20 protein-coding genes are annotated in these 21222 nt (G+C 59.7%); 12 read left to right on the forward strand and 8 right to left on the reverse strand.

Annotation, left to right across the window (positions count from 1 at the left end; translation table 11 throughout):
- Positions 1-255: 255 nt before the first annotated feature.
- On the reverse strand, positions 256-900 hold the full coding sequence (gene yihA, locus ATI02_RS15140; RefSeq protein WP_100846686.1) for a ribosome biogenesis GTP-binding protein YihA/YsxC: 645 nt from the start codon (positions 898-900) through the stop codon (positions 256-258).
- 217 nt (positions 901-1117) lie between these two features.
- Between yihA and ATI02_RS15145 the strand changes: the two genes are divergently transcribed.
- The 7 genes from ATI02_RS15145 (at position 1118) to ATI02_RS15175 (ending at position 8416) form a co-directional block, all read left to right on the forward strand.
- Entirely contained in the window at positions 1118-1375 is a 258-nt protein-coding gene (locus ATI02_RS15145) for a c-type cytochrome (RefSeq protein ID WP_095190297.1), read from the forward strand.
- Positions 1376-1420: 45 nt separating this feature from the next.
- Positions 1421-2032: a c-type cytochrome gene (locus tag ATI02_RS15150; RefSeq protein ID WP_095190241.1), complete on the forward strand. Its 612-nt coding sequence runs from the start codon at positions 1421-1423 to the stop codon at positions 2030-2032.
- Between the two features lie 200 nt (positions 2033-2232).
- Positions 2233-2874: a thiol:disulfide interchange protein DsbA/DsbL gene (locus tag ATI02_RS15155; RefSeq protein ID WP_095190240.1), complete on the forward strand. Its 642-nt coding sequence runs from the start codon at positions 2233-2235 to the stop codon at positions 2872-2874.
- Positions 2875-2888: 14 nt separating this feature from the next.
- The gene (locus ATI02_RS15160; protein WP_095190239.1) at positions 2889-3767 is read left to right on the forward strand and encodes an endonuclease/exonuclease/phosphatase family protein; all 879 of its coding nucleotides are present in this window, start codon (positions 2889-2891) and stop codon (positions 3765-3767) included.
- Positions 3764-5842, forward strand: coding sequence for a GGDEF domain-containing protein (locus ATI02_RS15165; protein WP_100846687.1), 2079 nt, complete (start codon positions 3764-3766; stop codon positions 5840-5842). Before ATI02_RS15160 ends, ATI02_RS15165 begins: the two co-directional genes overlap by 4 nt.
- Positions 5843-5943: 101 nt before the next feature.
- On the forward strand, positions 5944-6726 hold the full coding sequence (locus ATI02_RS15170) for an N-acetylmuramoyl-L-alanine amidase (RefSeq protein ID WP_100846688.1): 783 nt from the start codon (positions 5944-5946) through the stop codon (positions 6724-6726).
- A gap of 76 nt (positions 6727-6802) precedes the next feature.
- Positions 6803-8416 carry an EAL domain-containing protein gene (locus tag ATI02_RS15175; protein ID WP_425273628.1) on the forward strand — a complete coding sequence of 538 codons (1614 nt, stop codon included), beginning with the start codon at positions 6803-6805 and terminating at the stop codon, positions 8414-8416.
- On the opposite strand, the gene ATI02_RS15180 is transcribed toward ATI02_RS15175, so the two are convergent.
- Both ATI02_RS15180 and algB read right to left on the reverse strand, forming a co-directional pair.
- Entirely contained in the window at positions 8413-10203 is a 1791-nt protein-coding gene (locus ATI02_RS15180) for a KinB sensor domain-containing domain (protein WP_100846690.1), read from the reverse strand. The two genes, ATI02_RS15175 and ATI02_RS15180, sit on opposite strands and share 4 nt — an antisense overlap.
- Before the next feature lie 10 nt (positions 10204-10213).
- Complete coding sequence (algB, locus tag ATI02_RS15185) at positions 10214-11560, reverse strand: sigma-54-dependent response regulator transcription factor AlgB (protein WP_100846691.1); 1347 nt, start codon at positions 11558-11560, stop codon at positions 10214-10216.
- 429 nt (positions 11561-11989) lie between these two features.
- Here algB and ATI02_RS15190 point away from each other — a divergent pair, with 429 nt between their 5' ends.
- The 5 genes from ATI02_RS15190 to ATI02_RS15210 all read left to right on the forward strand — a co-directional run bounded on the left by ATI02_RS15190 (position 11990) and on the right by ATI02_RS15210 (position 16496).
- A complete protein-coding gene (locus ATI02_RS15190) occupies positions 11990-12274 on the forward strand; it encodes a hypothetical protein (protein WP_100846692.1) in 285 nt (94 codons plus the stop codon).
- Positions 12275-12347: 73 nt separating this feature from the next.
- Complete coding sequence (locus ATI02_RS15195; RefSeq protein WP_003177151.1) at positions 12348-12512, forward strand: DUF1328 domain-containing protein; 165 nt, start codon at positions 12348-12350, stop codon at positions 12510-12512.
- Positions 12513-12514: 2 nt separating this feature from the next.
- Positions 12515-12979, forward strand: a complete 465-nt coding sequence (locus ATI02_RS15200; RefSeq protein WP_095190232.1) for an inhibitor of vertebrate lysozyme family protein — start codon at positions 12515-12517, stop codon at positions 12977-12979.
- A 707-nt stretch (positions 12980-13686) separates the two neighbouring features.
- The gene (gltP, locus tag ATI02_RS15205; RefSeq protein ID WP_095190231.1) at positions 13687-15018 is read left to right on the forward strand and encodes a glutamate/aspartate:proton symporter GltP; all 1332 of its coding nucleotides are present in this window, start codon (positions 13687-13689) and stop codon (positions 15016-15018) included.
- 248 nt (positions 15019-15266) lie between these two features.
- Positions 15267-16496, forward strand: a complete 1230-nt coding sequence (locus tag ATI02_RS15210) for a spore maturation protein (protein WP_100846693.1) — start codon at positions 15267-15269, stop codon at positions 16494-16496.
- 118 nt (positions 16497-16614) lie between these two features.
- On the opposite strand, the gene ATI02_RS15215 is transcribed toward ATI02_RS15210, so the two are convergent.
- The 5 genes from ATI02_RS15215 to ATI02_RS15235 are packed head-to-tail and all read right to left on the reverse strand — an operon-like array spanning position 16615 to position 21212.
- Positions 16615-17244, reverse strand: a complete 630-nt coding sequence (locus ATI02_RS15215; RefSeq protein ID WP_100846694.1) for an ABC-type transport auxiliary lipoprotein family protein — start codon at positions 17242-17244, stop codon at positions 16615-16617.
- Positions 17241-18179, reverse strand: coding sequence for an MlaD family protein (locus ATI02_RS15220; protein WP_095190228.1), 939 nt, complete (start codon positions 18177-18179; stop codon positions 17241-17243). Before ATI02_RS15220 ends, ATI02_RS15215 begins: the two co-directional genes overlap by 4 nt.
- 1 nt (position 18180) lies before the next feature.
- A complete protein-coding gene (locus tag ATI02_RS15225; protein ID WP_095190227.1) occupies positions 18181-18984 on the reverse strand; it encodes an ABC transporter ATP-binding protein in 804 nt (267 codons plus the stop codon).
- The gene (locus ATI02_RS15230) at positions 18981-20129 is read right to left on the reverse strand and encodes an ABC transporter permease (RefSeq protein WP_100846695.1); all 1149 of its coding nucleotides are present in this window, start codon (positions 20127-20129) and stop codon (positions 18981-18983) included. Before ATI02_RS15230 ends, ATI02_RS15225 begins: the two co-directional genes overlap by 4 nt.
- Before the next feature lie 54 nt (positions 20130-20183).
- On the reverse strand, positions 20184-21212 hold the full coding sequence (locus ATI02_RS15235; RefSeq protein WP_100846696.1) for a DUF5924 family protein: 1029 nt from the start codon (positions 21210-21212) through the stop codon (positions 20184-20186).
- Between the last annotated feature and the right edge of the window lie 10 nt (positions 21213-21222).

A 21222-nucleotide genomic window follows, 5' to 3' on the forward strand; every position in this document is an offset into this window, starting at 1 on the left:
AGCCCTTCGATGCTCCTATGTTGTGTTAAGTGTTGGCAGATATCTGAACCCCGCCCTAGCGGTTCGGAACTTAAACCCCGGAATTTCTCCCTCCCCAATGAAATCCGGGGCTTTTTTTGCCCAAAACTTGTCTGTAGCGCGTTCATGCTGCGTTGAAAGATCAGCTCAAATGCTCATTTAGGTCCCCTAAACTCCGCTTTTCACCGCCCTTTCGCCTTGCCTGAACACACTACAAACAAATTTCCATATCCCGACTTACTCGGCTGCCGCCTCGGCGCCTTTGTCTGCCAGTTCCATCCAGCCGGCCAGTACAGTGTAGGCCTCTTCCAGGCCCATGCGTTTCGGCGCCGAAAACAGCTGGATCGTCACAAGATCGCCCCAACCTTTGCGAATTTCCGACTGCACCTTGAGCAGCGTGTTCTTGGCTGCGCCATAAGTCAGCTTGTCGGCCTTGGTCAGCAGAATGTGCATCGGCATACCGGCGGCAACGGCCCAGTCGAGCATCAGCAGGTCGAAGTCGGTCATTGGATGACGGATGTCCATCATCAGAATCAAACCCTTCAAACTCTCACGGCCACCGAGGTAAGCCTCAAGGTGACGCTGCCAGTGCATCTTCAGCGGGATCGGTACTTTTGCATAACCGTAGCCCGGCAGGTCGACCAGACGCCGATCATCGTCTAGCTTGAAGAAGTTCAACAGCTGTGTGCGACCCGGGGTTTTCGAGGTGCGCGCCAGGCTGGCGTGAGTCAGGGTGTTCAGGGCGCTGGATTTGCCGGCGTTGGAACGCCCGGCAAACGCCACTTCGAAGCCTTCGTCGTCAGGGCATTGATCGACTTTGGCGGCACTGAGCATGAACGTGGACTGTTGGCACAGGCCGAGGATGGGATTCTTGAGTTGCATGGGATTTCCGATGTGGGCGGCGCCGGGATTGGGCGCGGAACGCGGTGTCGCTTCCGTTTCAGTGACGCCAGTATATAATGCCGCAGATTTTGTGTGTGCTTTGTCCCAGCGTAGGATGAAGTACACGAGAGCGACGGACCTTGATTGCGCATTAGAACGCAGAACGCTCTCAACCCTGAAAAGGTCGTTTCAATGGCTGCTGGCTGCCGGACTCTTGATGCCGCTTTACAGCGCACAGGCTACACAGGATCCGGAAGCCGTGTACAACCGTGTTTGTAGTGCCTGTCATTCCGGCCAACTGCCCTTGGCGCCCAAAAGAGGCGATCAGGCAGCCTGGACGCCGAGGTTGGCGAAAGGTATGGAGACGCTGGTGCAACACGTGACCCAGGGTTTCAAGGCGATGCCGCCGCGTGGTTTGTGCATGGACTGCAGTGCCGAGGATTACCAGGCCATCATCCTTTGGATGAGCGAGTAAACCCGGTCCATAACTCTTAACCCTTAGCCGTAGTTGGATTAGCTGATGAACAAATTGATCGTGAGTCTGCTGTTGACCGTGGGAATCTCAGGTTTCGCCCATGCTGCAGGTGATGCCGCAGCAGGCCAGGCAAAAGTCGCCGTTTGCGGAGCCTGCCATGGCCCGGACGGCAACAGCATGGCGCCAAACTTTCCAAAACTGGCCGGCCAGGGTGAACGCTACCTGACCAAGCAACTGCACGACATCAAGTCGGGCAAACGTGTCGTTCTGGAAATGACCGGCCTGCTGACCAACCTGAGCGATCAGGATCTGGCCGACATGGCCGCGTACTTCGCCAGCCAGAAAGGCTCCGTTGGCGCAGCCGATCCCAAGCTCGTCGCGCGCGGCGAAGCGCTGTTCCGAGGCGGCAATCTGGCCAAGGGCCTGCCCGCCTGCACCGGTTGCCATTCGCCGAACGGTGCCGGTAACGCCGCTGCCGGCTTCCCGCATCTGGGTGGCCAACACGCCTCGTACATCGCCAAGCAGTTGACCGACTTCCGCAAGGAAGAAGGCGGTCGCACCAACGACGGCGACACCATGACCATGCAGACCATCGCCAAGCGCCTGAGCGACGAAGATATCGCCGCGGTCTCCAGCTACATTCAAGGCCTGCACTAAGACCGACGGATCGAGCGTGGCGCGCGCGGTAAAGCGCCGACAATGTTAACGCTCGATTAATCCGTCGCAGCAAGTATAAAAAGGGTGGCTTTGGCCGCCCTTTTTTGTGGCCGCTGCCGTTACACTACAGAACTCATGCCCGCCAGGACCTGTCTGAAAACAGGTCGCGCGAGGCGACCAAAATTGTCCAGGAGTAAAGCATGCGTAATCTGATCATCAGCGCCGCCCTCGTCGCTGCCAGCCTGTTCGGCGTGACCGCTCAAGCCGCCGAAGCCCCTGCCGCTCCTTACGTGGAATTGACCAACCCGGTACCGGTTGCAGTGCCTGGCAAGATCGAAGTGGTCGAGTTGTTCTGGTATGGCTGCCCGCACTGCTACTCGTTTGAGCCAGTGATCAATCCGTGGGTTGAAAAACTGCCGTCCGACGTCAACTTCGTGCGTATTCCAGCCATGTTCGGCGGCCCATGGGACGCTCACGGCCAGATGTTCCTGACGCTGGAAGCAATGGGTGTCGAACACAAGGTTCACAGCGCCGTGTTTGAAGCGATCCAGAAACAACACAAGAAGCTGACCGACAAGAACGACATGGCTGACTTCCTCGCCACCCAAGGCGTGGACAAAGACAAGTTCCTCGCCACCTTTGACTCTTTCGCCATCAAAGGCCAGATCGTCAAGGCTCGTGAACTGGCCAAGAAGTATGAAATCACTGGCGTTCCAACCATGATCGTCAACGGTAAATACCGCTTCGACATCGGCTCCGCCGGCGGTGCAGAACAGGCTCTGCAACTGGCTGACCAACTGGTTGCCAAAGAGCGAGCGACCAACAAGGCCGCTGCCAACTAAGCGCGGCAACCGCCATGCGTCGCTGGAAGACCGAACGCATCGTTGGCCTGCATGATCCGCAGGTCAACGAGCATCACCTGGCGTCCACAGGCCTGCCAGCGGATCAGCGTCTGCGCTTGCTCAGTTTCAATATCCAGGTCGGTATCAGCACCGAGCGCTATCGGCATTACCTGACCCGCAGCTGGCAGCATCTGCTGCCGCACAACGGGCGCTCGGGCAACCTGCAAAAAATTGGTGACCTGCTCGGCGACTTCGACCTGGTCGCCTTGCAGGAAGCCGACGGCGGTAGCCTGCGCTCAGGCTACGTCAATCAAGTCGAACACTTGGCCCACCTCGGCGCCTTCCCCTACTGGTATCAACAACTCAATCGCAACCTCGGCCGACTGGCCCAGCACAGCAATGGCGTGCTCAGTCGTCTCAAGCCGTGGGCGATCGAGGATCACCCGCTGCCCGGCCCGAAAGGTCGCGGCGCGATCCTGCTGCGCTTCGGCGAAGGTCCGGAAGCACTGGTGGTGGTGATGATGCATCTGGCCCTTGGCGCGAGAACTCGCAGCCTGCAACTGGCCTATATTCGCGATCTGATCGGTGGCTATAAACATCAGATATTGATGGGCGACATGAACACCCATGCCAGCGATCTGCTACAACATTCACCGTTACGCGATCTCGGTCTGCTGGCCCCGCAGGTGGAAGCGACATTCCCCAGCTGGCGTCCTCAGCGTTGCCTTGATCATATTTTGCTCAGCCCGACCCTGACCCTGGAAAAGGTCGAAGTGCTGGCACAACCCATTTCCGATCACCTGCCGGTCGCGGTAGAGATTCGTCTGCCGGGTTCGCTCACGGCCGATGCATTGCCCGCGTTGAGTCCTGCCCCTCGCGGAACCCCTGAATGAGCGACGACGCCCAGCGCTGGAAAGAGAAGTACCTCAAAAGTATCGAACAACAGGAAAAGCTGGAGCGTCGATGGGACGCGCGTCTCGACTTGCTGCGTCGAGGCCTGGTGCGTAGCACCTTGGCGGCCGAAGGCACCGACAAAGTCGTTGATCAATGCATGAAAGAGATGCGCGACGTGGTGCGCACCGACGATATGGACGCCGGGCTCGCCGCCCTGTTGCCACGTCTGGAAAAAGCCGTGCTCGACTCCGAGCAGCGTCGCGAGACTCGAATCGATCAGGTCAGCAGCGCACTGACTTCCCTAGTGACGCAGTTGCAGGCGTTGCCACTGCCGCGGGAAGTCGCCCAGCCGCTGAAGAAGTTCGCCAAACAACTGGATGGGCGGGTCGGTCAGGCACGGGAAATGCCGCTGCTGTTGAGTGAACTCAGCAGTTTGCAGGGCAAGGCCCTGAGTCAGTTGGAGACACCGCCAGAACCGGGGCGTCCGGGGTTATTGCAGCGCCTGTTTGGTAGCCGTGATAACGAGGAGGCACCTACACCTACACCTACACCTACACCTGCTGTGCGCGAGCACGTTGCCGTTGTCGAACAGCCGCACATCGCTGCTGCGCCTGAATCCGAGCCGGTGCAGGTCGCCCCCGCCGTCGTCGCTGAACCGGCAATGGCCAATCCTGTTATCAAGGAATCTGCGCCAATCGCAGCAGTAGAGGCGCCTGCGGCCCCCGCTCAGCCGGAACCGGAAGTGGTTGCCTTTGTTCCGCCAACCGTCGCTTCTGAAGCGACCACGGCGACTGAAGTGGAAGCTTTCACGCCAGAGCCTGAAAACGTTATCGCTCCCGTTCCTGCTCCGACACCAGACACACCCGTCACCTTCAATCCCGACGAATTGATTCACCCCGGCGACCCAGCACCGCTGCTCCTCGACAGCCTGCCACTGCCCGAACCCATCGCTCAGGCATTGGCCGCCATCGACCCGGAGCAATCCGAGCAAGACATCCTCTTCGCCTTGCCGGATTCCCCGGAGCCGTCCTACAGCTCCGTGGCCAAACATATCGAAGACACGCTGATCGGCCTGCTCGACGACCTGACCCTGCCCGAGCGCCACCGTCCACAAGCCGAGGCAATGCGCGACCGGCTCAAACATGGTTTGAACTGGTACGAACTGATTCCGATCCTCGACGATCTCGCCACATTGATGCTGGCCATCACCGACAGCGGCCAGCACGAATTCGAAGCCTACTTGCAACAGCTCAACGAACGTCTTGAAGCGTTCCAGAGCAACCTGCAAGCCGCCAGCGAAGGGCACGCCGACAACAGCTCGGCAGCGCGGGCCATGGACACGCAGATCCGTGAGCAAGTCGACGGTTTGCAGACCAGCGTGCAGGAAGCGGCGGATCTGGACGATCTCAAGCAAGTGCTGGAGAACCATCTGGAAGGCTTGCTCGGCACCATGGATCAACACCAGAAGCAACGCGATGCCCGTGAGCAGGAGGTGGCGGCGCGCCTCAAAGGCCTGTCCGAGCGCGTGGCGCACATGGAGCAAGAAGCCCAGGGCTTCCGCGAGCACCTTGAAGAACAACGCCAGAAAGCCCTGATCGACCCACTCACCGGCCTGCCCAACCGCGCAGCGTGGAGTGAACGCCTTGAGCATGAAATCAAGCAATGGCAGCAACACGGCAACACCTTGAGCCTGGCAATGCTCGACCTTGATCACTTCAAACGCATTAATGACAACTACGGCCACCTGGCCGGCGACAAGGTGCTGAAGATCATCGCCACCGTGCTGCGCAAACGCCTGCGCGGTTCCGATTTCATTGCCCGTTTCGGCGGCGAAGAGTTCGTTCTGCTATTGCCGGCCACCCCGCCAGCGGTCGGCGCGAAGCTGCTGGAAACCCTGCGCGCGGCGATCGAGGCGTGCCCGTTCCACTTCAAGGGCGAGCGGGTGACGATCACCATTTCCATGGGCCTGGCATCGTTCAAGGCGGGAGAACACAGCGATCTGGTGCTTAAAAGAGCTGATCAGGCGCTGTACAGGGCTAAAAACGCAGGACGCAATCGGGTTGAACTGGGCTGAGCAAATTGTTCCATTTTGTTTAAATCCACACGCTGACCGTCTCGACGCAAGGCAGTACGTTACACTGTTGCATTATTGTCTTTTGCGTACTGCCTTCTGCCATGAAATTCTTTGCCCTCCTCGCGTCTCTTCTCGTTCTGGCCGGTTGCGCCAGCGGTCCGCGTTATGACACCAGCCATCCTTCAGCCAATTACGACAGCCGTATCCAGTTCGTGGTCGTGCATTACACCTCGACTTCGCTGGAGCGTTCGCTGCAGCTACTGACCCATGGCGAAGTCAGCAGCCATTACCTGATCGGCGACGACAAAAGCGCCACCGTTTACAAGCTGATGGATGAAAACCAGCGCGCCTGGCACGCCGGCGAAAGCCAGTGGCAGGGCCGCACCTGGTTGAACTCCAGCTCGATCGGCATCGAAATCGTCAACCCCGGTTTCAAGGACACCCCGACCGGGCGCCTCTGGTATCCCTACAGCGAAGCGCAGGTTCAGGCGCTGATCGTCCTGCTCAAGGACATCAGCAAGCGCAACGGCATCAGCCCACGGCACATCATTGGTCACAGCGACATCGCTCCATTGCGCAAGCTTGATCCGGGCCCGTTGTTCCCTTGGAAGCGTCTCGCCACTGAAGGCTTGGGTGTCTGGCCCAACGAGCAAGCCGTGGCTCGCCAGCAAGCGCTGTTCGACAGCGGTGAACTGCCGAGCATCGGCTGGTTCCAGGCGCAGTTGTCGCACCTGGGCTATGACACGCCGCAGACCGGCGAGCTGGACGTCGCCACGCGCCATGTCCTTGCGGCATTCCAGATGCACTTTCGCCCGACCCGCTTCGACGGCACGCCAGATGCGCAAACGGCGGCGTTGTTGCTGGTGCTCAATCAGACAAAATAATGACGCCCGCCCGACGGTCAGGGCGATTTTGTAATCAGCAGCTATAACTCATTGGTAATTCTTCGGATATTCCATGATGGTTGCTACCCGAGCGACGCTGCGTAGCTGGTTTTATCGCCCCTTGTTTTTGGCGATGATCGCGGCTGTCCTCAGTGCAAGCCTGCTGATCGCTGGCGCAATGTTTTTCGCGATGCGTCAGGTCGAGCAAAGTGAAAGTCAGGTCATGAACGCCCAAGGTGAGCGTTTCCTCGCCCGCCTTGAACAATTGTTCGGCCAGTTGCGCGAAAGTCTCGACGACCTCGAAGCCCAGCCCCTGCGCAGTTGCGATGACGAAATGATCGCCACGCTGCAGCAAGTCACCTTCAACTATCGCTTTGTCTACGAAGCCGCCTACATGGACGCTTCACGGATCTGCTCCAACCGTCCGCGTCAGGAAGGCCTGTCGGTTGTTCGCGCGCCGGATATCAAAGGCCCGACCTACAGCTATTGGCTGAACACCACCACAGAACCCGACGAAAACCGCGCCGCACTGATGCTCGGTCGCGGCAATTTTCGCGTGGCCACCTCGCGCGGGCATTTGACCGACATGGTCGACCTGTCGCCCGGCAGCAGCCTGCTGGTGGTGTTGGATCATGGCACCCGAGCGATTCCAGTGCTCGGCATGGCGCAGACATGGCCACCCCGCGAGCACTGGCCCCCCAAAAGCCACGATGCCCTGCAAGTCACCCAGACCCGACTGATCTACCGGATGCCCACCGACAACCCGGAATATCAACTGGTGCTGATCACACCGCGTACCGGCATGCACATCCCGGCTATCTGGTGGTGGATGGTGCCCGTCTGCCTGTTGCTTGGCGCGTTCGTCGGCTTCTTCGTGTTTTTGCTGGTGCGCCAGCGTCAGTCACTGGACGCCGAACTGCACGGTGCCATCCGCCGTGGCGAGTTGCAGGTGCTCTATCAACCGATCTTCGACCTCGACACTCGCAACTGTGTAGGTGCCGAGGCCTTGCTGCGCTGGCGCCGCCCGGACGGCACGCTGACCAGCCCTGATCTGTTTATTCCGCTGGCGGAAAACACCGGGCTGATCCGGCAGATGACCGACTTCGTTCTTCAGCGCCTGCTGGAGCAGTTGGGACCGGTGCTGCGCGCCAACCCGCAGCTATATATCTCGGTGAACCTGGCTGCCTGCGACGTGATGGTGCCGCGCATCGGCCAGGTCATGGCACGACTGCTGACCCTGCACCGAGTCGCGGCGCGGCAGATTGCCTTTGAAGTCACTGAACGCGGATTGATTGATGTGGTGGTGGCGCGGGAAAACCTGCAAGCCTTGCGCGATGTCGGCCATCAGGTACTTATCGACGATTTCGGAACCGGCTATTGCAGCCTCGCCTACCTGCAAACGCTGCCGGTGGACTGCCTGAAAATCGACAAGGCATTCATCGACGCCCTCGGCCATGACGCCGCCAGCAGTGGCGTCGCGCCGCACATCATTCACATGGCGCAAGCATTGGACTTGAAGGTGATTGCCGAAGGGATCGAGCTTGAGTCGCAAGCCGTCCTGCTCAGCAGTGAAGGCGTGAAATTCGGCCAGGGCTGGCTGTTCGCCCATGCCCTGAGCGCGGTGCAGTTCATTGAGCTGATTACTCGCGGGCGCCGCCTCGCAGGGCGACGCATGGATGACGAGGCCTAAACGGCAAGCGCCATATAAAACTGCGTCCCCTGCCCCGGCCGCGAATAAACACCCATCCGCCCACCATGCAGCTGGACGATTTCTTTGCACAGTGCCAAGCCAAGCCCCGCGCCGCCCTTCTTGCGTCCGACCTGCACAAACGGCTCGAAAATCCGCCCTTGCTGGCCATAAGCAATGCCTTCGCCGTTGTCTTCGACGCTGATGATCACACGCTCGCCATGGCGACGCGCCTGCAAGCGGATCTGACCGTCGCGGGCGGTATGACGCAGGGCGTTGTCGATCAGGTTGTCGAGCACCCGCTCCAATTGCGCCTGGTCCGCCTGCAAGCGCGGTAGCGGCCCCTGCACTTCTACCGTCAAGGCGATGCCCTTCTCGGCCGCCGCATCGGCAAAGCGCGATTGTGCCTGCTCCAGTAAGTCCTCGATGGAACACGGCGCCAGTGTCAGCTTCTGCAAGCCGTTTTGGTAACGTGAAAAGTTGAGCAAGTCGTTGATCAGCTGCATCAGGCGCTGCATTTCTTCGTTCACGGTGTCGAGCAAGTCAGCCTCGCGGGAGTCCGCTGGAAACTTTGCCCGCTCACGGAACAGGCCGAACGCCATGTGCATGCCGGTGACCGGCGTGCGCAGCTCATGGGAGGCCCGTAGCACGAACTCGCTGCGGACCCGCTCGAAGGCTCGCTGTTCGGTGACGTCGTGCAGCACCATCACCGCGCCAAGGATATGCCCCTGGGTGTGGCTGACCGGGGTCAGGCTGTAAGTCAGCAGGCGTGATTCGCCGTCGACTTCGATGCTCAAATCCTCCGGCGCCCGCTCCAGAGTGCCGCCGCGCAACACCAGTTGCAGTTGCGCATCCAGTTCCGGCCGCCCGAGCGCGCAGCCAAGGCCTTGGCCGAGACGATCATCTTCCCAACCCAGCTGGCGCTGCGCGACCGGGTTGAGGTGTTCCAGATGGCCCTGACGATCAATCATCAGCAGGCCGTCGTCGATGCTGTCGAGCACGGCCTGCAAGCGTTGCTGCCCGGCCAGCAGCTCATCGATGTTGGTCGCCTGATGCTCGCGCAGCGCTTCGGCCATCAGCCCGAAACGCTTGGTCAGCAGGTTCATTTCCATCGCAGAAGAAATTGGCAGCGTCACTTCAAAATTGCCTTGGCCGATATTGTCCGCCGCCCGCGCAAGCGCCTCGATCGGTGCGCCAAAACGCCGGGCAATGCCTTGGGCCGTGACAAACCCGATGATCAACACCGCCAACCCCACCAGTCCAAGCAGGCCAGCGATCAGCAGCGCCCGGTTGCGCGTATCACGCTGGACTGCGTTGATGTTGTCCAGCGCATGCTTGTGCTCGGCGATCAGTCCGTTGCGTAACGTATTGAAGCGATCGCGGAAGTCCGCATTGCTCATCATCGTCTTGGCCGGGTCATGGGACAGATCGAACGCATTCAGGAAGCTCAGGTAATCCGCCTTGGCCCGACTGAAACCGTACAGTCGACCATCACCCGCCTGCTCCTGCGCGATGCCTTCGTCGAGTAACTGGAAGTAATGCTGTTTAGACGCTTCGAACGCGACGGGATCAGGCTTTTCCGCCAGCATGATGATCAGTTGATCACCCAGCGTCTGCCGCAGCTTGAGACCCAGATCAAGGGTGGCGAAGTTGCTGCGTACCCGATCTTCCTGGGTTCCGGCCATCTGCATCACACTGACCAACCCGAGCAACAGCCCGAGCAAGGCCACCGTGATCAGTGCGGAAATACTCAGGAACAACCGGGTCCGCAACTTCATAGCCAGTTTCATCGTCGGGCACTCACAGGTTGTACTGCTTGCGCTTGCGATACAGGGTCGAGGCGTCGATGCCCAGGGTTTTTGCCGCTTGATCCAAGGTGCCGGCGGTGGCCAGAACTGCGCCAATATGGGCCTTTTCCAGCTCATCCAGGCTCAGTGCCGCACCGACTCGAGGGGCGTTGTTGGCCGGTTGTTCGGCCATGCCGAGGTGACTGATTTCCACGCGCTCCTGCGGGCAGATGATGCTCGCCCTTTCAACCACGTTGCGCAGTTCGCGGATGTTACCCGGCCAGCGATAGCCCAGCAGCGCCTCGCGGGCCTCGTCGCTGAAGCCGCGCGCCGGACGCGCGTACTCTTTGACGAAGCGGGCAAGAAAGCGATCGGCCAGAGTCAGGATGTCTTCGCTGCGCTCGCGCAACGGCGGCAAGTGCAAGGTGATGACGTTCAGGCGATACAACAGGTCTTCACGGAAACGACCGTCGCGCACCATGTCCTCAAGATTGAGGTTGGTCGCCGCCAGAATACGCACATCGGCGCGGCGGGTGACCGGATCCCCTACCCGTTCGTATTCCTTGTCCTGAATGAAGCGCAACAACTTGGGTTGCAATGTCAGGGGAAAATCGCCGATCTCGTCGAGAAACAGCGTGCCGCCGTCGGCCTGATTGACGCGACCCAAGGTACTTTCGCTGGCACCGGTGAACGCACCGCGACTGTGACCGAACAATTCGCTTTCCATCAGTTCAGCGGTCAGCGACGGGCAGTTGATGGTCACGCAGGATTTTTTCTCGCGCTTGCTCCAGCCGTGAATTGCCCGGGCCAGTTCACCTTTACCGGTGCCGGACTCACCCAGAATAAGGATGTTGGCGTCGGTGCCCGCCACTTGCCGCGCAGTTTCCAGCACCACTTTCATCGCGGGGCTATGGGAATCGAGGCCGTCCTTCGGCTTGCGGATCTCACCTTCGAGGGCTTCAAGACGCGCCGAGAGCTGACGTACTTCCAGTTGTTTGGCAGTCGCCAGACGCAACTGATCCGGGCTGCACGGTTTGACCAGATAGTCGGCGGCGCCGGCCTGGATCGCATCTACGGCGGTATCGACCGCCGAATGCGCGGTGACGATCACCACGCGCATCCATGGCGTCTGAATGCGCATTTGCGCCAGGACATCGAGGCCGTTGTCTTCGCCCAGACGCAGATCCAGAAAGCAAAGATCGAACACCTGCCGTTGCAACAATGCGTCGGCCTGAGCCGCACTGTTGGCGGTGGCCACCGTATAGCCCTCGTCTTCGAGGCAGTAACGGAAGGTTCGCAGGATGGCGGATTCATCATCCACCAGCAGAATGCGGCCTTGGTGCTCAGTGGCAGATTCCATTTTTCCTACGCTCCATAGTGATTGGTCTTGGGTTAGTCCCGGAAAAATCGGGCAAGTTGCATGGTTGATTCTGAACGATGCCAGCCATAGGAGGGTAGCTCTCTCCTGCCTTAACGGCTAATTCACTGATTTTGTTGATTTTTTAAACAATCGCCGATTTGCAGGGCATTCCCTGCGTACATTTCTGACATCCGCGCCCTGCTCTCAATTCCATAAGAATGAAATCTCCTACGAAATAATCGTGCATTGCGCACGATCGGAGATGACCCATCGTGCAGGATGCGTCGCGAATTATTTTTTATAATATTGTAACTATTTGATTTTATTGAATATTTTTCAAATAAAAAACTGGCATGCAGGCTGCAATACCTCATTCATCCCGGGCAGATCAGAACTGCCCCAACCGAATAAGAGAGTGAGGAACCCAGGATGACTCGCCAACGTGCCGCCCAAGTGCGTATCTCGCCACTGCATATCCAGCAAGGCCTGTTCGGCGTACTTGCGCTGTTGATCACCCTGATCGCTTGCCAGCAATGCCTGAGCTGGGAAAACAGCCAGAAGCCTGAGCCGCTGATCTCGATCCAGCACCGCACGCAAAAGCACTTCAGCGCGGTTAGCAACAGCCAGGCCGAGAGCGTCTCCATGCGCATGATGGATGTCGATCAGGCGCAACCACTGGATCAAATGCCACGTGAAGAACGCTGGGTTTTTTAATTGATTGAACAGATTCAGGCGCTATGCGTCGAAAAACGTAACACCCCTAAATAAAGAAGTAAGGAGAATCACCATGTTGAGCTGGGCAATTACATTCTTGATCATTGCCATCATTGCTGCAGTATTGGGCTTCGGTGGTATCGCGGGCACCGCCACGGGTATCGCCAAGATTCTCTTTGTCGTGTTCCTGGTGATGTTCATCGCTTCCTTCTTCTTTGGCCGTCGCGGCCGAGGTTAACGATGAGTGCGTTAAAGACTCTGGCAGCCGCCCTGCTTCTGGGCGGTAGTGCCATGGCGATGGCGGCCAACGATGGCCAGACGCGGGTCAACGAACTGCTGAGTTCCGATCCGCAATACAGGGAAACCTGGGAAGGCGTGGTGAAGAAGGAAGAGCGCCTGCCGGAATGGGTGATGAACCTTTCCGGGACGCCTGACCAACAAATGAATGCCGTGACTGAAGACGGCGACAAGTATCTGGTCGGCCCACTCTGCGAAAGCGCAGACAAATGCCTGAACCACCGCTTGATCGTCGCCTTCAGCTTCGACAAGAAAGATGCTTACGCCATGCTCGTCGATGTCCCCGAAGGATTGCCGGCCGACAAGTCGCCAACGCGGCATGCCACCTACCGCTTCCTCGGCAAACCCGATCAGGGCATGCAGGATCTTTTGATGGAAACACTGAAAAAAGATCCGAACTGGTACTGATACAAGTTCGAACATGAGGGCAGCGCCCCGCTGCCCTCTATTGCGCCCGCCCGATAAAGGTCGGCGCATGACCAAGGGGCCGGGACGTTCTGACTGTTACAGGGTCGGAGTGACCTACGGGTACAGGGAGTGCCTGCGCGAGGGCCGGGTCAGGGTAAAAGCTGCGTCGCAAGTTCGCCGGCCCACTGTGGTTCGACGGACTTGCGCTGAGCTTTGAGCAACACAAAACATTGATCCAGAGCGTCCAGCTCATCTTTTTTATCGCCCACACTGCGCGCGAAAACATTACGCGGTGTTTCCTGGCGACCGTATATCGAGAAAGAGACCGTTTAAACAGTAGGACTTCTAGTCTCCAGATGTAGGCTTTTTCTCAAATTTTCCGACGAAAATTCTCGTTCAAAAAATAACCAACCTACGCTGAAATGGCCGGTTCACGGCACTTATGCCGGCTGAAATGTCACAATCGAACCGGTTGGGACGCCAGTTTCATTTAAAAAAGCTCATGCCGATTCGGCATAGGGTAGGCGTTTACGGCATTAGACGGCGCAACCTTGCATCGGAATAGTTGCGCCTTTTTTCGCCTGCCGAAGAGCCGTAAATACGCGCTTCGGGGCACCTTATACGGAGGCAGATGCACAGACTTTTCCGCTAAAAAGCGTTCCAGTTCCTGCATGTGCCTGAGTCAAACGCAAGTAAGGGTAAAGATAATGAAGAAGGCAAAAATCAGCCTCGCCTGGCAGATCCTCATCGGTCTGGTTTTAGGGATTGCAATTGGTGCGTTGCTCAACCACTTCAGTGCCGAAAAGGCCTGGTGGATCAGCAACGTCCTGCAACCGGCAGGCGATATCTTTATCCGTCTGATCAAGATGATCGTGATCCCGATCGTCATCTCCTCTCTGATCGTCGGCATTGCCGGCGTGGGCGACGCCAAGAAGCTGGGGCGTATCGGCCTGAAGACGATCATCTATTTCGAAATCGTCACCACCATCGCCATCGTTGTCGGCCTGCTGTTGGCCAACCTGTTCCATCCGGGCACCGGCATCGACATGAGCACCCTGGGCACGGTGGATATCTCCAAGTACCAGGCGACCGCCGCCGAAGTACAGCATGAACACGCGTTCATCGAGACCATCCTCAACCTGATCCCGTCGAACATCTTCGCGGCCATGGCTCGCGGCGAAATGCTGCCGATCATCTTCTTCTCCGTACTGTTCGGTCTCGGCCTGTCGAGCCTGCAGTCGGACCTGCGCGAACCGCTGGTGAAGATGTTCCAGGGCGTTTCGGAAAGCATGTTCAAAGTCACCCACATGATCATGAACTACGCCCCGATCGGCGTATTCGCACTGATCGCGGTGACCGTCGCCAACTTCGGCTTCGCCTCCCTGCTGCCGCTGGCCAAACTGGTGATCCTGGTTTACGTCGCCATCGCCTTTTTCGCCTTCGTCGTACTGGGCCTGATTGCCAAGCTGTTCGGCTTCTCGGTACTCAAGCTGATGCGCATCTTCAAGGATGAGCTGGTGCTGGCCTACTCCACTGCCTCGTCGGAAACCGTGCTGCCGCGCGTGATCGAGAAGATGGAAGCCTACGGCGCGCCGAAAGCCATTTGCAGCTTCGTGGTACCGACCGGCTACTCGTTCAACCTCGACGGTTCGACCCTGTACCAGTCCATCGCGGCGATCTTCATTGCCCAGCTGTACGGCATCGACCTGTCGATCAGCCAGCAACTGCTGCTGGTGCTGACCCTGATGGTCACCTCCAAAGGCATCGCCGGCGTACCGGGCGTGTCCTTCGTGGTGCTGCTGGCCACCTTGGGCAGCGTCGGTATTCCGCTGGAAGGTCTGGCGTTCATCGCCGGTGTCGACCGCATCATGGACATGGCCCGTACGGCACTGAACGTGATCGGCAACGCCCTGGCCGTGCTGGTTATCGCGCGCTGGGAAGGCATGTACGACGATGCCAAGGGCGAGCGCTACTGGAACTCCCTGCCGCACTGGCGCAGCAAGGAAAAACTGCCGGCTGGCGAGATTTCCAAGAACTGATTGCTGAACATTGTGGGGATTGGCTTCTTGTGGGGGTGGGCTTGCTCACGAATGCGGAGTGTCAGTCAGCACAGATGTTTCTGACAGGACGCCTTCGCGAGCGAGCCCGCTCCCGCAGGGGATTTGAGTCAGAGCCAAGCATTCATTGTCCCCGCAAGTGATGTACACACGAACCCCGGAGAAATCCGGGGTTTGTCGTTTCTGGCGACCCCGCTATCATTCGCCGCATCTTCCGGGGGATTTGACTGATGCTTAATGGCCTGTGGCTTGGCTTCTTCGTCGTGGCAGCAATATCTGCGCTGGTGCAGTGGCTCGTCGGCGGTAACGCCGGGATCTTCGCGGCGATGGTGGAAAGCATTTTTGCCATGGCCAAACTCTCGGTCGAGGTCATGGTGCTGCTGTTCGGCACCCTGACCCTGTGGCTGGGCTTTTTACGTATTGCCGAGAAGGCCGGCATCGTCGAATGGCTGGCCAAGGTATTGGGGCCGCTGTTTCTGCGGCTGATGCCGGAAGTTCCGCCCGGTCACCCGGCCCTTGGTTTGATCACCCTGAACTTTGCCGCCAATGGCCTGGGCCTGGACAACGCCGCGACGCCCATCGGCCTGAAAGCCATGAAGGCGTTGCAGGAACTCAACCCCAGCGCCACCATCGCCAGCAACGCGCAGATCCTCTTCCTGGTGCTCAACGCGTCGTCCCTGACCCTGCTGCCGGTGACGATTTTCATGTACCGCGCCCAGCAAGGCGCGCCGGATCCGACCCTGGTATTCCTGCCGATCCTGCTGGCGACCAGTTGCTCGACCATCGTCGGCTTTCTCTCGGTGGCATTCATGCAGCGCCTGCGGATCTGGGATCCGGTGGTGCTGGCCTACCTGATTCCCGGCGCGCTGGTGCTCGGGGGGTTCATGGCGCTGCTGGCGACAATGTCGGCCACGGCGCTGGCGGGGCTGTCGTCGATCCTCGGCAACCTCACGCTGTTCGGGCTGATCATGCTGTTTCTACTGATCGGCGCCTTGCGCAAGGTGAAGGTTTACGAGGCCTTCGTCGAAGGCGCGAAGGAAGGTTTCGACGTCGCCAAAAACCTGCTGCCGTATCTGGTGGCAATGCTCTGTGCGGTTGGCGTCTTGCGTGCATCAGGCGCATTGGATTTCGGCCTCGAAGGCATTCGCCACCTGGTCGAGTGGGCCGGTTGGGATACGCGATTTGTCGATGCGCTGCCGACCGCGATGGTCAAACCGTTCTCCGGCAGCGCCGCCCGGGCGATGTTGATTGAAACCATGCAGACGTCCGGCGTCGACAGCTTCCCGGCATTGGTCGCCGCGACAGTGCAGGGCAGTACCGAGACCACGTTCTATGTGCTGGCCGTTTACTTTGGTGCGGTGGGGATTCAGCGGGCGCGGCATGCGGTGGGTTGTGCGTTGTTGGCCGAGTTGGCGGGCGTGATTGGCGCGATTGGTGTGTGCTACTGGTTCTTCGGCTAACCACAGATCCAATGTGGGAGCGGGCTTGCTCGCGAATGCGGTTTATCAGTCAACATCAGTGCTCAATGACACACCGCATTCGCGAGCAAGCCCGCTCCCACAGGGTTCTGTGTAGGACTTAAGGCCGGAGTTGCGGGGAGAGTTTTTGGCCTTGTTCTACCGCCCACGCCACGACTTTCGCGGTCAGGCGATCGCTGGCCTGGCCAAACCCGGCCACCACCGCCGGCACCTGCACATCGCTCAATGGCTGGCGCTCTTCAAAGCGGCGACTGGCGAGAATCCGCTGGTCATAACCACGTACCAAGAGCGCATCGACGCGCACTACGACGCTGGCCTGATTGCCCTGATATTCCGTCTGGAACGCCTGCAGATTCCCGCCCAACTCCAGATCCGCAGCAAAGTTGCTGTCGTCGGTACTGAGCAACGTCACCCGGCCATCACGCGCAAAGCCGTCCAGCAACCGATTACGCACCAGCACCGGCGCCGGATCGCTCCAGCGCGAAGCCTTGTAGCTGCTGATCACATCGCCCTGTGGAATCACCGCAATGCTCGGCCGGTTCAACACTTCGCTGGCCTGCAACTTGTTCAGGCGCAGCGACCAGGGCAGAGTGGCCGCCGAACTGGCCGAGGCGGGTGCTTGCGCACTCGGCAAGCGATAAACGTCCGATGGCTCCGACTTGGGCAAGATCGAGCAGGCGCTGAGCACAGTGAAGCCGGCGGCGAGGAGGGCGAGGCGAGTCAGCTTCATGGCGTGAACTCCTTGTTCTTGTCACTGCCCAGCAGGTAACCACTGGGGTTGGCCTCCAGGCGTTGGGAGATGGCACGCAGCGACGTCAGGGTTTCGCGCAGTTCGCGGATCGCCGGGGCGAGGCCATTGAGGCCCTGCATGCCGTTGTCGAGGGAGTTCTGGTTCTTGCTCAGCAGGCCGTTGATGGTCGCGCTGCTCTGTTCCAGCGACTTCATGGCCTGTTCGGCACTGCCCAACGCCTGCTTGCCCTGATCGTTGATCAAGCCGTTGGCGTTGCGCATCAGCAACGAGGTCTGTTCGAGCATGCTGCCAGCCTGTTTGCCGACCGTCGCCAGTTGCTGCATGGCCTGTTTGATGTCGCCGCGCTGATCGTTGATGGTGCCGGTGGTCTGCTCCAGATGGGCGAGGGTTTTGCTCACGCGCTCGACGTTCTCGGCGGAGAACATTTGGTTGGCGTTCTGCAGCAGTGCGGTAATGCCGGTCATCAAATCGTTGGAGTCATTGAGCAACCGCGAAATAGGCGAGGGCGAGGCGACGATGGTCGGCAGGTTGCCGTCATGGCCACGCAACTTCGGGCTTTGCGGCGTGCCGCCGCTGAGCTGGATGATCGACGTCCCGGTGATCCCGGCCAGCGCCAGTTTGGCCTGGGTGTCTTCCTTGACCGGCGTGTCGCCGGCCAGTCGAATCCGCGCCAGCACGCGCCGAGGGTCTTTGGGATCAAGGCGCAGGTTGATCACATCACCGACCTTGATCCCGCTGTACTGCACCGGGCTGCCCTTGGACAGGCCACTGACCGCCTCGCTGAAAACAATCTCGTAATCCTTGAACTCGGTGTCGACGCTGGACTTGGCCAGGAACAGACCGAAGAGCAGGGCGCCGGCCACCACAATCACGGTGAACAGGCCGATCAATACATGATGCGCTCGGGTTTCCATGTCAGACCTCGTTAAGCGATTTGGCGGCGTCCAGCGCCGAGCGGCCGCGCGGGCCGTGGAAGTATTCGTGAATCCAGGCGTCATCAGTTTCCGAAACGACATCGATGGGACCTGCGACCAACACTTTCTTCTGCGCCAGCACCGCCACACGGTCGGTGATGGTGTAGAGCGTGTCGAGGTCGTGGGTCACCAGAAACACGCTCAGGCCCAGCGCGTCGCGCAGGGTCAGGATCAGTTGATCGAACTGCGCCGCGCCAATCGGATCAAGGCCAGCGGTGGGTTCGTCGAGAAACAGAATGTCCGGATCCAGCGCCAGGGCCCGCGCCAGCGCGGCGCGTTTGATCATGCCGCCGGACAACGACGACGGGTATTTGTCCGCCGCCGACAGCGGCAACCCGGCCAGCGCCAGTTTGACCGCGGCCAGATGCTCGGCATCGTGGCGGCTCAGGCCGGCGTGTTCGATCAGCGGCAGGGCGACGTTTTCTGTCACCGTCAGCGACGAGAACAGCGCGCCTTTCTGGAACAACACGCCAAAGCGCCGTTCGACCAGTGAGCGCTCGTGCTCGGACAGGCTCGGCAGATTCTGGCCGAACACTTTGACGCTGCCTTCGCTGGGCCGGCGCAGGCCGACGATGCTGCGCAACAGCACCGATTTGCCGCTGCCGGAACCGCCGACCACGGCGAGGATTTCGCCTTTGTACAAATCCAGATCGAGGTTCTCGTGCACGCTCTGGCTGCCAAAGCGATTGCACAGGCCACGGACTTCGATCACCGCCTCGGCGGGCGCGCGGGGTAGACGACTCACCAGCCCATCTCCATGAAAAACAGCGCGGCCACCGCGTCGAGCACGATCACCACAAAAATCGACTGCACCACGGCGGAGGTGGTGTGGGCGCCGACCGATTCGGCGCTGCCGCTGACCTTGAAGCCTTCCAGGCAACCAATCGCCGCGATCAGAAAGGCGAAGATCGGCGCTTTCACCAGCCCGACCAGAAAATGTTGAATGCCGATATCCGACTGCAGCAGCGACAGGAACATTGCCGGCGAGATATCCAGCGACACCGCGCAGACCACGCCACCGCCGACGATCCCCGAGAGCATCGCCAGAAACGTCAGCATCGGCAGCGCCACCAACATCGCCAGCACCCTTGGCACCACCAGCAGCTCCATGGGGTCGAGGCCAAGGGTGCGGATCGCGTCGATTTCTTCGTTGGCCTTCATCGAGCCGATCTGCGCGGTGAACGCACTGGCGGTGCGGCCGGCCATCAGGATCGCCGTCAGCAACACGCCGAACTCACGCAGGAACGAGAAGCCCACCAGGTCCACGGTAAAAATCGTCGCGCCGAAACTGGCCAGCACCGTCGCGCCGAGAAACGCCACCACCGCGCCGACCAGAAAGGTCAGCAAGGCCACGATGGGCGCGGCGTCGAGGCCCGTCTGCTCAATGTGGGCGATCATCGGCGTGATGCGCCAGCGCTTGGGCCGCAACAGGTTACGGGCGATGGTTTCCAGAATCAGGCCGACGAAGCCGAGGAGCTGCAGGGTGTCTTGCCAGATCGTGTCGACGGCGCGGCCGATGCGCGTCAGCAGTTGCACGCTGACGCTGACTTCCGGCTCCTTGATTGGCACACAGAAATCGGTCAACGACTGATACACGGTTTGCAGCAACGCGCGGTCGGCGGAGGACAAGGTGCAATCGGGATGTTCGGCGGATTTGCCGAGGCGTTCGGAGCCGAGCAGTTCCACCAGCAACGACGCGCCGGCGGTGTCGAGGGCGCCGAGGCCATTCAGATCAATCGGCGTGCTGGCGTCGTATTGGCCGTGGAGCTTTTCGCTCAGGCGTTTGAGCTCGGCGTAATGGGCGAGCGTCCAGTCCCCGGTGACCCGCAGGCGGGCAGGGGTGATCGACGTGTCCAACTGGGCACTGCCTGTCATTGAACTGCTGATCATAAGCTCCGTGCTTTTTGGCTGTTTACGCTGGCATACGTAATAGCACGAACCGGATTACTTTTCTTTGACCGCTGTGCTGTCCGTCACTTCAAAGCGCAGCACGCCGATCACCTGGCCATCCTCGGTCAGCACCCGCACCTGCCACTTGCCCGCCGGGTTGCCGGGGAAATTCTGCTTGTGCGTCCACGCCCGGTAGCCTTCCTTACGCCCGCCATGGATGTCGAGGGCGATGCGATCGACCTCTTTGCCGTCGAACTGCCAGACGTGATAAATCCGCTCATCGAGGCCGCGCGGCGCGTTGATCGCGGTGTAGGCGTACAGCCCGCCGTTACGGATCTGCTCGGCACTGACCTCCTCGAGGCTGGCACCAGGGGTGCGATCCTGCAACTGGGTGCTGATTGCCACATCGGTCATCCACAGCGTCGCCGGCGGCACCCACGAACGCAGCACCCAGCCGACGCCGCCGATGCCCACCGTGATGCAGAGAATTGCCAGCGCGTTACGCACAGTGCGGATCGGGAAGATCGACGCCAGGCTCGGGAACGACAACACCACGGCGGTGCCCAGCGCCCATTTGAAACTCTGCGAGGTGGTCAGGTGCATGATTACCGGCAGCGCGGTGAGCAGGGCGGCGAACAGGGTCAGGGTGTGCAACGCGAGAAACGCCCAGCGTCGTGGCGCCAGCCATTTGTAATAGAGCGGGTCGACAATCGAGATCAGTGCGGCGATGCACAGCAGGCCAGTGAAAATCAGTTGGCCACTGTTCCAGGTGGTGGTGATGAAGAAGAACGGCAGGACGAAAAACAGGCTTTCCTGATGGATCATCTGCGTCGCGTAACGCAGCAGCGGCTGGGGGATTTCCCGTTTGAAGATCCGTGTGAACAGCTTGGTCAGGCTGTTTTCCAGCATCAACCAGATCCAGCTCAGCAGCATGATCGTGGTGATCCAGCTCGCCAGCCCCTGTTGCCGGTCGACCAGGATGAAACTGCCGACCCCGGAGATGAAACCGCCAAGCGCAATGACCCCGGGATAGCGCTTCATCAGTTCGAGAATGCGCTGGATGATCTGGGGTATTTTTAGCATTTGGCGATTC

Source organism: Pseudomonas baetica (assembly GCF_002813455.1).
Lineage (GTDB): Bacteria > Pseudomonadota > Gammaproteobacteria > Pseudomonadales > Pseudomonadaceae > Aquipseudomonas > Aquipseudomonas baetica.

Excerpts from the sequence above, each read along its gene's own strand:
- yihA (WP_100846686.1), bottom strand. The coding sequence starts at position 900 with ATGCAACTCAAGAATCCCATCCTCGGCCTGTGCCAACAGTCCACGTTC.
- ATI02_RS15145 (WP_095190297.1), top strand. The coding sequence starts at position 1,118 with ATGCCGCTTTACAGCGCACAGGCTACACAGGATCCGGAAGCCGTGTAC.
- ATI02_RS15150 (WP_095190241.1), top strand. The coding sequence starts at position 1,421 with ATGAACAAATTGATCGTGAGTCTGCTGTTGACCGTGGGAATCTCAGGT.
- ATI02_RS15155 (WP_095190240.1), top strand. The coding sequence starts at position 2,233 with ATGCGTAATCTGATCATCAGCGCCGCCCTCGTCGCTGCCAGCCTGTTC.
- ATI02_RS15160 (WP_095190239.1), top strand. The coding sequence starts at position 2,889 with ATGCGTCGCTGGAAGACCGAACGCATCGTTGGCCTGCATGATCCGCAG.
- ATI02_RS15165 (WP_100846687.1), top strand. The coding sequence starts at position 3,764 with ATGAGCGACGACGCCCAGCGCTGGAAAGAGAAGTACCTCAAAAGTATC.
- ATI02_RS15170 (WP_100846688.1), top strand. The coding sequence starts at position 5,944 with ATGAAATTCTTTGCCCTCCTCGCGTCTCTTCTCGTTCTGGCCGGTTGC.
- ATI02_RS15175 (WP_425273628.1), top strand. The coding sequence starts at position 6,803 with ATGGTTGCTACCCGAGCGACGCTGCGTAGCTGGTTTTATCGCCCCTTG.
- ATI02_RS15180 (WP_100846690.1), bottom strand. The coding sequence starts at position 10,203 with ATGAAACTGGCTATGAAGTTGCGGACCCGGTTGTTCCTGAGTATTTCC.
- algB (WP_100846691.1), bottom strand. The coding sequence starts at position 11,560 with ATGGAATCTGCCACTGAGCACCAAGGCCGCATTCTGCTGGTGGATGAT.
- ATI02_RS15190 (WP_100846692.1), top strand. The coding sequence starts at position 11,990 with ATGACTCGCCAACGTGCCGCCCAAGTGCGTATCTCGCCACTGCATATC.
- ATI02_RS15195 (WP_003177151.1), top strand. The coding sequence starts at position 12,348 with ATGTTGAGCTGGGCAATTACATTCTTGATCATTGCCATCATTGCTGCA.
- ATI02_RS15200 (WP_095190232.1), top strand. The coding sequence starts at position 12,515 with ATGAGTGCGTTAAAGACTCTGGCAGCCGCCCTGCTTCTGGGCGGTAGT.
- gltP (WP_095190231.1), top strand. The coding sequence starts at position 13,687 with ATGAAGAAGGCAAAAATCAGCCTCGCCTGGCAGATCCTCATCGGTCTG.
- ATI02_RS15210 (WP_100846693.1), top strand. The coding sequence starts at position 15,267 with ATGCTTAATGGCCTGTGGCTTGGCTTCTTCGTCGTGGCAGCAATATCT.
- ATI02_RS15215 (WP_100846694.1), bottom strand. The coding sequence starts at position 17,244 with ATGAAGCTGACTCGCCTCGCCCTCCTCGCCGCCGGCTTCACTGTGCTC.
- ATI02_RS15220 (WP_095190228.1), bottom strand. The coding sequence starts at position 18,179 with ATGGAAACCCGAGCGCATCATGTATTGATCGGCCTGTTCACCGTGATT.
- ATI02_RS15230 (WP_100846695.1), bottom strand. The coding sequence starts at position 20,129 with ATGATCAGCAGTTCAATGACAGGCAGTGCCCAGTTGGACACGTCGATC.
- ATI02_RS15235 (WP_100846696.1), bottom strand. The coding sequence starts at position 21,212 with ATGCTAAAAATACCCCAGATCATCCAGCGCATTCTCGAACTGATGAAG.